General features: G+C 73.4%; 1 protein-coding gene (running past one end of the window). It reads right to left on the reverse strand.

The features are described from left to right. A protein-coding gene (locus tag CFP66_RS13475; protein WP_143517250.1) for an NUDIX domain-containing protein crosses the window boundary here: on the reverse strand, positions 1 to 13,536 show its end. It continues 27,921 nt past the right edge of the window; 13,536 of the gene's 41,457 nt are visible here — the last part of the coding sequence; its start codon lies beyond the right edge, outside the window; its stop codon occupies positions 1 to 3.

Raw genomic sequence — 13,536 nt, forward strand, 5'->3', positions numbered from 1 at the left:
TCACGGCACGACCTCGTCCGAATCCGCAGCGGATTCCGGAGCACGGTCGGCGGTTGTCGAGCCGACCCGCGGTGGCCCGCGATTGCGTAGATCGACCACGGCCCTGCGCACCGCGGCGCGGGCGGCCCGGCCCAGATCCAGCGCCCACCGGACCGGCCCCGGACGTCGCTCGTCCAGGTCGCCGTCGACCAGCGGCCGGTGATCAACACCGGCGCGGGCCTCGCCGCCCCGTCGAGCCCGTTCCCACCGCTCGACCAGATCGGCAGCGACCGCCTTCCGGGACCGGCCGTCTGCCGCGTAGGTGTGCCCCTCGATCCGGAACCGGGTCTCGTAGGCGAGGAGATCAGCGAACCACCCCTGATCCAGCCGGCCCGACCCCACCAACGAGTCGATCTCTTCCAGCACATGCCGGAACAGCACGATCAACCCGTCCGGAGCGTGCACCGGATGCCGCCACCCGAACGCGATCAACCTCTCGGCCGGATCACGCACACCCGCGCGACGCAACTCCCCCACCGCCCCTGGGCCCCACGTCACGATCTCCGCATGGTCGGGAAGGCCGTGCGACAACGACGGGAACTCCTCCCGCAACGACACCCGGCGCGTGCGCGCCACATGTCGCGGCAAGGTGCGCAACACGCCGCGGTCCTCCCGCGCACGCAGGCCACCACCGGTCGCCAACGCGCCCCCGACCCCACCACTGCTGTAGGTCGCCCCGCCGGTCTGCGTCGTCGGCCCGGGGCCCCACCGCGCCACCGGCCACCGGCTCCCGGAGCGGCGAGTGAGGTGCGCGTCCACGGGCGCCGTGCGGCCGAACCGGACCCCGGTGTACGGCAGTTGGTGGTCGGCGTCGAACCGGGTGACGTAGGCGACGGCGACACCGGGCGGGACCCGCCGCTCGTGCCGGACCCGACGCACCACCTCGTCGCGCACCGTGACCCGCCGGACGACCAGCTCGTACTCCATCCGCAGCCGTGGCGTGGACGCGAGGCCCCGCTCGTAGAGCGTGGTCTCCCGGCGCAGGCCACCGGAACCGGCCACCCGCCGCGAGCTCTGCTCGCCGTGCGAGGTGCTGATCTTCACCCCGAGCTCGGAGTTCGACACCTCGGCGCCGCGGCCGACCGGGCGCAGCTGCCCCGTGGTCTCCCCGATACCGGCAGTGCGCTGCTCCCGGAACACCGTGCGGATCTCGACGCCCTCGCGGCCGGTGACCGCGGCGTCCTCCTCGTAGAGGCGGGCCCGCAGCCACACCTCGGCGAACTGTGTCGGGTGGTCCGGCACCGGGAACCGGCCGACGAAGTGGCCGTCACCGGTGACCATGCGCGGCAGGAACGAGGTGAGCGCCACCGGGCTGGTCGCGTTGTGCAGCTCGGCGCGGTTCTCGTGCACACCACTGCGGCCGAGCAGGCGCGGGTCGGCCAGTGTCGTCCGCAGGGTCGCGCCGAGCTCGGCGGCGCCGCGGGCGTCGATGCGGACCTGCGGGGGCATCCGGAACGGCCGGGACGTGACGACCCGCGCCGGCGGCGCCGGCCGATCGTCCAGCTCGACGTGGCGCCTGGCCAACCCGTCGGGCACCAGCCGGACGATCGTCCCGGACACCGTTCGCGACACGGTGGATGTCCCCGAGTTGGTCGTCGCTGTGTCGGCGATCGGCGCGGCCGGGGCCCGTCTGCGGCGCAGCCTCTGCGGCACCAGGCCGGGCAGTGCCGCGCTGCGCTCGACGGTGATGTCGAACTCGATGCCGTGCTGGATGCGGTTCGCGCCGTCGAACGACCCCAGCCCGCGCAGGGTGGTGATCTGCTCGCCCGCATCACCGGAGCTGGTGCGGGACCGGTCGGTGCTCACGCTCCCGGACAAACCCTGCCCGAAGGCTCCGCCGTCGGTCGCCAGGCCGCCGCCGACGGTGCGCCCCGCCGCGCGGGAACGTCCACCCTGCGCGTAGGCGTAGTCCTGGATCAACATGATGACGGTGTCGGTGCGCCCGACCAGGATCGGGTCACCGGTGAACCGGGCCCGGATCCGCACGTCCACCCACTCGACGCGGTCCGACCCGACACCGCCGGCCACCTGGACCGGCAGCCTGGTGCCGAACCCGTCCGGTCCGAGCATCGCGTCGATGTGCCCGCGCCAACGGGTACCGGCCAGGTTGTCGGTCAGCCAGCTCCAGGCCACCCCGTCCCGGTCGAACACCCCGGGCGCGGTCTCATCGACCATGTCCCGAACCTCGCCGAACAAGTTGGTCGCACGGCCACCGCGGACCAGCTCGGCGTCCTCGAACAGGCTCTCGGCCATCCCCGTGCGGTAGTTCTCGGCCAGCACGGCCCGAATCGGGTTGCGGTAGTGGCGGCGGCCATCGTCGAGCACCGCACGCAGCGACCTCCGCGTCGCGAGCGCCTCTTCGATGTCATCCGAGGAAGGCTTCGTGCCGGCCTCGGCGTCACGGTCGGCGACGAGGTCGGCGGCGAGGCGGCCCTTCAGCGCGTCCGGCGTGTGCTCGGGGGCCGACTCGTGCACCGGCAGCCCGGCATTCCGGGCGGCGTCGAGGTCGCGCAGGTAACGCGGGATCAGCTGGTGCGAGTGCCGACCGTCCAGGGTCAGGTCGCCCTGCAGGTAGCGCTGCACCGAGTCGGACACGTACTCAAGGGGCATCGTCAGCTCACCGGTCTCGGCGTAGGCCACCATCGCGTCGCGGGCCGGGATGGCGTAGACCACGGTCCCGTCCACCGTCGCGGACGGGTGGGCGTCGCCGACCTCTACGTCGATCCGCAGGCCCATGTGGTGCACGTGCTGCTTGCCGATCTCGATGGCCAGCCGCTCCCGGCCCCAGATCGACAGCCAGGACCACGACCGGTTCCTCGAGCCGGAGTACGACCCGTTCACCGAGACGGAGTCGACGAACGGCAGCCACCCGAAGGCGCCCCTCAGCGCGATGGAGAACCCGCCGCCCCGGGAGGTGCCCGAGTCGCCGCCGTTGCTGCCAAGGGTCAGGTTGATATCGCCGAGCACCAGGTCCGCTGCGGTCATGAACGTCGAGGCCCCGACGCGGCCGCGCAACGTCACCGGTACCCACCGCGAATGCCCGGTGCCGGTCTGCACCGCCCGCACCCGGGTCCGCAGTCCGGACTCCAGCAGCTCCCGCAGCGACCCCCGCAGGCTCAGCACGTTGGCGAACTCGCGCAGCTGGTGCACGGCGGAATCGTCGAGCCGGTAGTCGGCCGGGAGTTGCGCCTCGGCGGCGGCGATGACCCGTTCGAGCAGCCCGGGGGCGTCGAGTGCCAGCGTGGTCATCCGCCGCAGCGTCCGCGCCGTCGTCGGGGTGGTGACGGTCTCGGCGTAGGCGGGCGCATCCGGCAGCATGTCGTGCGGGAACAGCAGATCGGCCGTCACCGCACCGGAACCGGCCGGCACGGCCGCAACCCGGCGGCCCGCCCGGTGCAACTGCACGACCAGCTGGTGGTCCATCCGGAACACCGCGGCGGTGCCGGTGCTCTCCACCAGGGTCACCACGTTCCCGGTGGCACCACCGTTGCGCCCTGCGCTGTGGCCCCGGCCACGGTTGCCGCCGGTGTTCGGCGACACCTTCTCGTCGGACTGCACCCCCGGCTCGGGATTGCCGTCCGCCCCGACCCCGACGTCCGCGCTACCGGACCCGGACACCGACGTGCTCGTCGACTGGCTGCCGGACTGGCCCGCGGTGCTGGACTTGATGTCCAGGCCGACCATCGTCCAGGCCGGGGTGTGACCGCGGTACCCGACGGTCTCCCACCGCTGCAGCAGGCGGGTCGTGAGCACCGACCCGTCGGACAGCGTGAGCGCGAGCTCGGAGGTGACCGCTTGGGTGTAGCCGGTCTCCAACGTCAACGCCGTCACGTGCTCGAGCACGGCGCGCTGGTTGGCCAGCAGGGCGGCCATCTCCCGACGGTTCTTCGGCCACTCGGCCGGGTTCTTCGACGGGACGAGCCCTTCCGCCCGCAGCAGCGCCAACACCTGCGCGCGCACCGCCGACACCCCGACCATGTCCCGGATCAGCGCGTGCCCAGGGTCGCGGACACCGCCCGGCCCGAACCACTCCGGCAGCTCGGGCCGGCGCCCGGGCGGTGCCTTCGACTCCAGGTCGCCGCGCAGCTGGACCGTGCCGTCGGCGCGCCGCGCCTCCACCGCGCGGGCGGACACCGGCAGCCCGTAGCGGTAGGCCGCCGCCTCCGGCATCCGCAACACCGCGTCCCCGACGGCGCTCACCTCCTTCTCCGGCCGATCGCGCTCGTCGAGACGCCGCACCTTGACGGTGTAGGTCAGGGCCAACCGGTAGCCCTGGGTGTGCCCGGAATAGCGGTGCACCCCCGGGTGGATCGCGACATCACCCACGCTCGACCCGACCGACCGCGACCGCGACGTACCGCCGTCCACGCTCGCGCCGGGGCCGACGCGTCCGTCCCCGGTCTCGGGCAGCCCGACCGACAGCGACCCCTTCCGCCCGCGCGAGCGGCCCGACGACTGCGCGCCGCCGACCGAGCTGAACCAGACGTGCAGGTCCTCGAGGAACTCCTGCGTGGTCGGCAACCCGATCAGCAGCCCGGACCGGCCGCCCTCGTCGGTCGGGATGGCCTCCACGCTTGCCCTCGCCACCAAGTGCGCCAGTGGCAGGCCCGCGTCGTCGGTGACCGTGCGCTCCAACCCGGCCCGGTCGTTCACCGCCGTGCCCAACCGGCCCGGCAACTCGTCGACCAGGAACGCCCGCACCTGGGCCCGCGTCAGATCACCGACCCGCCCGCGCCTGTCGCCGAGCTCCGCGATGGTCTTGTCGGCCAACAGCTGCCGCCCGGCCACGCTGATCGGGGCGTGGAGCGGTAGTTCGGTCTCCTGCCGCTGCTCGGTCGGGAGTTGGACGGTCCGTGGCGGGGCCCGCGCCTGGTAGGCGTGAGACACCCACAACGCCAGCAGATCGGTGTGTGCGGGGCGGGCCGGGTCGCTGCGGTCGGCGGAGCGGATCACCCGGTCCCGGATCGTCCAGTCGCCGGCGCCGGCGCCGCGCACGCCGACCTCCCACGTCGCGATGCCCTCGTAGAGCTGCGAGGGGCCGCGGTTGTCGGTGACACCGCCACCGAGCGCGTACCCGCTCGCCAACGTCGTCATCGAGTCGTTGCGGCCGCGGCTGCCGGTCACGCCGAGCTTCGCGCCCGTGCTCGCGGCCAGCGCCTTCACTGCGCCCAGCCACCCGGTCTCGACCGGGACCAGATCCAGCACCGCCGCGGTGTCGGTGCCGACGTTGGACCCGAAGCTGAGCGCCGCGCTCGCCGCAGCGGAGAACCCGCCCTGTGGCAACGCACCGTTCATGACCTCGGAAGCCTGCCGTCCGTAGCCCCTCGGGTCCGTGGGCCGCGCCACCTCGACGACGCCCTCGACCCGCAGCCCGATCCACACCTCCGCCACCGGCCGCCGCGGCTGCCGCAGCGGCCACCCCAGCACCGATCGCCGCACGGTCGGCTCCTGCAACAGCAGACCCTCGCCGGAGGACACGTCGCGGAAGCTCGCGCGCAGCTTCGCGTCGAGCTCGGCCGCGGTGTAACGGCGACCTGCCCGCTGCGCGGCCAGCTGCGCGTTCACCGACCGGGTCAGCTCGTCCAGATGCGGAAGGTGCGCGGTCGGCACCCCGGCGGGAATCGCGCCGGCCGGCGGACGGGCTGCCGCCAACGCCTCCCGGAAGCCGGCCACCGCCCACTCCACCGCCCCGGCCAGCCTGGCCAGCTCACCGGTCTCCGCGCCGCGGGCCAACGCCTCGGCCAACGCCGCGTAGCTCCGCGCGGTGGCGTCGGACCCGGTCCGGGCCGCGCGGTAGGCATCGGCGCTGCGCCCGGTGCGCCAAGTTGCCTCCTCGGCCAGCGCCGCAGCCGCCTCTGACTTCCGGCGCCGCTCCGCCGCACCTCGGTCCTGCTGGTCTGCCGCCTTGATGCCCGCGCGGTCCCCGCGATCGCGGTCCTCCGGGGCTGCCAGGTCCTGAGCCGCCTTGGCCGACACCAGCTCGTCCAACGCCGCATCCGCGTCGGCGAACACGGTCCGCTGCTCGGCCACCAGCCACCACAGCTGATCCAGCGCCGCCGCCCGTTTCCCCGCCGGCATCGCGCCCAACCGCCCGACCAGCCGCCGGATCCGGCCGGCCGCGGGCGCCGGGTCGTCGTGCAGAGCCGTGCGACGCCGCGCCGCCTCCTCAACTTTCGCCGCCACCCGGTCGACCAACCGCCGCCCGCCGGGCGTGAGCCGGCGGTCCCGCGCCGCCGCCAGACCCCCGTTGTGGGCCAGCACGTCCTCAGCGACCGCCACCACGTCGCCCATCCGGGCCGGGTTGGCCTCGGCCACCGCCGCGAGCGCCTCGACCGCACCCGCGGCCGGCTGCCGGCGACGGGCCCGCGCCAACTGACCGGACACCCACGCCGTCGCCTCCAGCGCGACACGCCGACGCGGGACGTCCACGTCGATCTGCTCGGCCAACCCCAGCTGCGCCACCCGGACCTGCGCCTCGGGCAACCGCACCCGGCGGTTGCCCGCACCGATCAGCAGGACGGCGCCGTCGCCACGCCACTCCAGCTGGGCACCGAGACGCTCGGCAGCCGCCGTCCACGCCTGCAGCCCGACCCACGTGCCGCGCACCAGCGCGTCCAGCTCGGCCAGCAGGCGCCAGGCCCGCTGCGTCTGCCGCCGCTGTACCCGGCGCCTGGTCTGCAGCTCGGCGGCCAACGTCGTGAGCTCGCGGACCACCCGGACCTTCGCCCGCTCCGCAGGCGCGTCGGCCGCACCGCTCGGCATCTCGGCCAGCCGCAGCCGCCCCTGCCCGAGCGCGACCGTCACCCGCACCGCCGACACCGACCACCGGGCCCGGCGCGCGAGCTCCCGATCCGACGCGCCCGCGACCGATGCCTGGCCCACCGCCTCCACCAGCTCCGCGGTGCGCGCCGGCCGATCATCCGGATCCGCCGCCTCCGCCGCCAACCGCGCCGCAGACACCGCATCCAGCGCCTCGCGCCGGGCAATGCGCGCATCGCGCCGGGCACTGCGCGCATCCCGGTCGGTGACCCACCGGCGGATACCACCGACGATCGGCGCACCGACACCCACCACCAACGCCGCAGCGCCCAGCACCAGCAACGCCCGAACCCAGGAGACACTCGGGTCCGGCGGAGCACGTGGCTGCGCCGAGCCGTCCGTGCCGGGTGTGGCCCCGGAATCGTCCTGCGCACCCGGCGTCCGGCTCGGTTCCGGCGTCGGGCTCTCCGACGCCGAGGGCGACTCGCTCGGTGTCGGGGTCGGGGTCGGGGACAGGCTCTCCGACGGCGTCGGCCGGGTCGGGCCCGGCTCAGCCGGGCGAGGCTCAGCTGGGCCGGACTGGACGCCCGGGAACGAGAACACCTGACCGGGATAGATGAGGTGTCGGTTCGCCTCATCGCCGAACCGGTCGCGCTGGGCGTCCACGAGCGCGGCCGGCTCGCCCCCGAGGGCGCCGGCGATCCGGCTCATGTTGTCGCCGGGCTGCACGGTCCAGCGGCCGTTCCAGCCCTCGGGGATCTTCAGGCGCCAGCCGGCCTCGATGTGGTCGCGGTCGGCGCCGGGCGGGAACAGGTCCGGGTTCGCCGCGACCAGCGCGTCCTCGGACACACCGAGCGCGGCCACCAGCCGGGACCGCGAGTCGCCCCACTGGACCAGCAGGTCCTTCGGCCGCTCGCCGCGCACCTCCATGACGGCGCCGGTGGACCGGCTGACCGCCGTGGCCTCCGTCGGCGCACTCGGCGCTGCCAACGCGGAACTCGTCATCCCGGCCACCGGCGGGGGTTGGGCGGCGGCCGGGGCGAGACCGGAGCCGATCGCGCCCACCAGGAGCACGCCGATGGCCACGGCGACACCCCGGCGGACCCAGCGCTGGAAGGCGGCGACAACGGCCCGGATACGCGAGGCGGCGGTCACCACAGGCGGAGCGCGGGTGCTCCGTCCGCCGGCTGCGGTTTGCACGGCGCCCCACCACCATGCCGCTGCCAGCGTCAATCCCGGCCCGCCCACGACCGCCGCCACCGTCACAACCCCACCCGGCAACGACCCGGCCGCGGGTGCGACGTCCTCCCGGTAGGACTCGTCGAGCCAGAACGCCGCGTCCCGATCCCCGTCATCGCGGCGCCCGGCCTCGAACGCGTCGACGATCCGCCTGCGGTCCTGCTCGTGCTCGTCGGGTCGGCCCTCGAACCCGCCGCGGATCTCCCGCTGCTCGTGCTCCACCACGAGGTGCCGCACACCACGCGTGCCTGCCTCCAGCCACGCCACGGTGGTCAAGGCGATGACACCCGCGCCGGTGCCGGCGGTGAACCCGTACCCGAGCAGCCCGGCTACCACCTCCTCGGCCTCGAGATCCGGCAAACCCGCACGCTGCGCCAACCGGCCCGCCAGGACACCCGGCAGCACCAGGAACAGCACCTGGCCCTCGTCCAAGGGCCCCGCATCCGTCGGGAGCACCTCGTGCACCCAGCCCTTGCCCTCGGCGTGCAGCTCCTCCAGCACCGCTCCCAGGGCATCGATCACCGTCGGGCTGGTGCGGTCCAAGGTCGAGAGTGCGCCGTGCGGCGACTCCGAGCCGGCCGACCCGGAGTCGTCGTAGAAGTCCTCCGCGTTGAGCGGGATCACATGGCGGCCATCCACCTCCTTGGAACGCGTCTCGTGCGTCGGGCCGGCGTCATCGGAGGCCGCCCGTGCCCCTTCGCCGGGGCCCGCGGGCGCGCTCGGAGACACGGGCCCCTCCTGCCCGTCCGGCAGCTCGGCGACCCCCGCCCCACCGACATGAGGCGCCAGGGCGTCCCGCACCCTGGTGAGCAAGCTCCTCTTCCCGGCGTCCTCACCGCGCGGCTCGGTCTCGCGCTCGGGCGCGGTCTCCGGCTCGCGGGAGGGCTCCCGCTGTTCATCAAGATCGGTGACCGGATCCCAGAGCCCCGTCGCCGAAATCGCGCCCACGGCAATACCGAGGAAGGGCGCAACGAACACCAGAAGAAGATCAACCGGCTGCACCGCGTCCAGCCCGAAAATCCACGCCTCGCTCAGCAGGGCGCCCGCGACGGCCACCACCGGCGCCACCTGTGAACGGAACGCATCCAGCTGAGCAGGTGTCAGCTTTCTCGCAGCGAACAGCCCGGCGAGGGCCACCACCCAACCGCCCAACAGGGCAGTCGCCACCGCAAGCAGCGTCGAAGAGTACGAACCAAGGTTCAGCAGAGCAAGGAGATTGAGGCTCACCAAGACAATCGGCACCGGAGGAAGACGGAATCGCTCAGCTGACGGACCGTCGCGCGGACTTGCCCGTTCGACCCACACCCGCTTCCACACCACCACCCACGACACAACGAACGCGATCACACCGAACGTCACCGCACCCACTAGGAGACCCACCGCGTCTCCCGCGACCGCAGCCAGAGGAGCAGCCGCGGCCGGAACGGCGGTCCCCACGACCAACGCGACGGCAAGTCCGAGCACGACCACCGCACGCGCCACCCGCGGGTGCGACGCAGCCAGGCCCCGGATCGCCCGCAGCGGGACCACGAGCGCGCCCATCACCACAGCGCCGACGTGGCCGACCTGCGCCCGCAGGCGCTCCGCAGGGCTCAGCAGATGAACGACCGCCTCACCACCACCGGAACGACCAGGGCCCTCCTCGCCGGCGGCGTCCGGCCCCGGCCGGTCCACGCTCGCCCAGATCGCATGCACATCGAGTCCGTTGTCGGCGAGCACGGCACGCAACGACTCCGGCAGTGACTGCGCGAATGCGTCCGCAACATCCGCCCGCACCCGCGCACCGACGTCGACCCTCGACCCACGCCAACCTCGGGACTCGTACGCCGCCGTGGCGCTTGCCCAGTGCACCAACCGAGCGGCCCGCTCGATCAGCTCCGACTCGGACAGCCCCGCCTCGGACAGTTCGTTCCACGCGGCGAGGTCCTGGACGACCGCCCGAACGCGGTCACGCACCTGCATGTTCCGGTGGTCCAGACCCCGCCGGCCCCAGCGTCGGTCCAGACCCCGCTGCAGCTCACGACGCAGCGTCCCGCGCTCGGCGCGAAACGGACCCATCCCCTCGACGACCTCATCGAGCTCGGTCGCCGAGCGTGCGATCGCAGACTCCCTCAACGCGTTCTCGGCCGCCGTCAGCCGGTTGGCCCATTCGAGGATCCCGGTCAGCTCGGTCAGCGAGTAGGGGGTGTACCCCGGCGACAAGCTGTCGGACTGCGCCTCGGTGAGGACGTCCAGCACCTGCTCAGGGCTGTGGTAGTCCAGCCGATGCGCCCGCTTGAGATGGACAGCGACGCTCCACAACGCCCACGTCTTGGCGAACCACTTCTCCTCCTGCGGAGTGAGGTCGCGCCGGATCGACCGGAACACCTCGTCCACAAGCCCGCGTCCCAGCAGGTACGCGGTGATGTAGCGGTAGCCCAATCCGATCTGCTCGCGATCCGTCGGCGTGATGCCCAACCGCCGCAGCGGCCCGTCCCAGCCGATCGTGTAACCCTCCGCGGCCGGCGAGAACCGGATCCTGTGATCGTCGAACCACACCACCGACGCGGGATCCGACAACACCTCGTCGCGGTAGGTCCGGAAGATGTTGCCGTTCAGCCGGGCGGCCGGCGACCACCAGGTCCTCGCTTCCTCGAGCGACCAGATCGCCTCCGGGAACTCGGCAACGGTGGCCATGGCCACCCGCCCGGCCGGCGACCGGTCGAAGCGGAACCGAGCCCGATCTGCGCGCCGTTGGCGCATCCCGAGGATCTCCCCGATCGCCAACGCCGCGGACCACAACAGCACCACCCCGACCAGCGGGCCGAACTGCCCGAGGGACTGAACGACGGACTGAACGACGTCCACCAGGCCACCGACCTGGCCGAGCAACAGCATCGGCAACACCGCTGCCACACCGGCCGAACCCCGCTCAGCACTGTCTGTTCGCTCCGGCAAGCTCCGCTCAGCGCCATCTGTTCGCTCCGGCAAGCTCCGCTCAGCGCCATCTGTCCGCCCCGTGGACAACACCTGCTCGGTCCCAGCAATCCGGGCCCGGACGTCGGCCGGCTGCTCCTCGACGAACAGCGCACCCCTGTTGACCACCAGGTGCCGCCCCTGCGGATCCACGATCGCGTCGACCCCGGCCTGCCGTGCCCACCGCCCGAGGTCCGTCTCGAGCGCATCCGCCAACCCCGTCCGGCCGCGCAGGCGGGCGAAGAGCACGTCCCGGCCGCGGCGCCGCTGCGCCGTCTCCAGGGACACGACAACGGCGTCGGAGTGCAGGTAGGCCACCAGAGTTGCCGAGTCGGCCATGCGCCATGCAGGCGTGAACCGGACCGCCATCGGCGGCCGGACCGGCGACTCCGGTTCCCGCGCACCCCTGCGATCGGGGGCGAAAACCGTCCCGCTGCCGGCGAAGCGCTCCGACCACGCAGTGCCGCGCGGATCCGAGCGGAACCCCTCGGCCCCGCGCAGCGCGGACCGCCCCTCGACGACGCCGACCATCCGCAGGTGCCAGGCGGCGACGGCGGGCCCGTCGGCCCTGCTCACCACGACCGGAAGGCCGTCCGCCCCCTGGACCCCGAGCGGAAGAAGCCATGGCGCGTCACCGTCAGCCTTCCGTCCCGCCGGAGGCACGGACCGGTGCTCGACGGCCCGCCGCAGCCGTCCGGTCGCCGCACGCAGCACGCCGGCCCGACTCGCGTCGTCCACCACTCGTAGCCGGTGAGCCAGATCGGCTACCTGGACCATCTCGTCCATGCCCGGGCGACGACCGCCGGTGAGCACCGACCCGTCCGAGACCCAGAGCAGGACGAGATCCGTCCAGGCGGCCGCGTACGACTCCGCGGCGACCGCGTCCGACGGGAGATGGAAGGGATCGAGCAACGCCTCGACCGGACCGACCAGCCGGGCGAGCCTCGGGTCGAGGTACCAGTCGGCCAGTGTCCACAGCGTTCCCACGTCCCGACGCCCCTCGGGCAAGCGGGCGAGCGCCCCCCGTCCCGCGGCGAGCACGGCCATGCTCAGCGCAGCCCGGTCACCCAGGGACGCCGCGAACAGGTAGCCCGACATCCACCCGGCACCGCCCTGGTCAGCACGGGAGGCGACCCATGCCGGAATGCCATCGGCAACCATCCCGAGCCAGCCGCGCGACAGTCGCTCCGGGAGCACGTAGCCGTACACCCGACCGAGGCGGTACACCGCGTTCGCGACCTGCCGCACCACCGCCCGGTGCTCTGGTCCACGCTCCAGCCACCCGGCGCCGGCCAGCTCGGCGAACAGCGCCTGCACGCTCCGCCGCTGTCCATCCGTCAGTGGCCGGACGCCCCGCGGGTCGGCCAGCAGCAACGCAGCTCCCGCGCCCGACCCCTCGTCGTGCCCTGGCCGGGTGGCCGACGAACCGTCCGCGCCCAGTACCGCGGGCGACCACGTCCGACGCGTAGCCGAGTTCGGCGAGGAGCCGTCGTCAGCCAGCAGCGCCGCCCGGGCCTGCGGCCAGCTCGCGGCGAAGCCCGGGTGCAGGGGTAGCTCTTCCAGGTCGTCGAGCCGCACCCACTCCAGCCTGATGCTCTCGTGATCCGCGGTCGGCTCCAGCTTCGAGCCCGCCTCGGCATGCACCCACGAGTAGGACCAGTTGCCGTGATCGTCGACGAACCGACCCACCACCTGGTACTGGTCGGAGTCGATCCTGGCTTCCTCCAAGGTCTCGCGCTCCGCGGCCTGCACGTCGGTCTCCTCCCGGCCGTCGCGCGCTCCACCAGGCAGACCCCACGTGTCGGCATGCTGGTTGGCCGCCGAACGGAGCTGCATCAACACCGACCGCGTGCCATCCGCCGCCCGATGCGTCAACAGCAGGCCCGCGGCGCCGTGGCGGCCCCAGTGCCGCTCCCCGCAGTCACAGTCGATCCAGTCGTCGCCGGTCCACGCGGGCTCCGTAGCATCGGCCGCCGCTGCCGACGGCCGCTCCGCGGAGAGCCCGCCTTCGGCGCTCGGACCACCGCTCCCCGTCCGGCCCGACGCCAACGCCGTGACCAGCACTCCCACGACCAGGGGCACCGCAACCACCAGCGCCGCGACCGCTCCGGGCGCAAACGCCGCTGCCGGCCCGAACCCCCACGCCGCCGCCCCGATCCCGACAACGGCCGCCATCGTCAGCACCGTGCCGACCGATACCGACCCCTCATCGTCCAGCGGGATCACCAGGCGGCCGTCGGGCGCCTCCTTCGACTCGCGGATCGTGCCTTCGGCATCATCGGCGGCCACGCCGCCGCGGCTCTCACGATCGGCCGGTGCGGCCGGTCCCTCCTGCCCGTCCGGCAGCGTGGCGACCTCGACCGCACCGACCTGCGACGACAAGCTGTCCCGCACCTTGCCGAGCAAGGTCGACTTCCCCTCGTGCGACGAGGACTCGGATTCCCGCGGCCCATCGGGATGATCGACCCGACGCCACAGCCGCGTCGCCGCGAGATAGGCCGCAACCATGCCGAGAGCAGGCGCAGCCATCGCGAGAGAAGCACC

The sequence above is a fragment of the Pseudonocardia sp. MH-G8 genome, assembly GCF_002262885.1.
In the GTDB taxonomy this organism is placed as follows: domain Bacteria; phylum Actinomycetota; class Actinomycetes; order Mycobacteriales; family Pseudonocardiaceae; genus Pseudonocardia.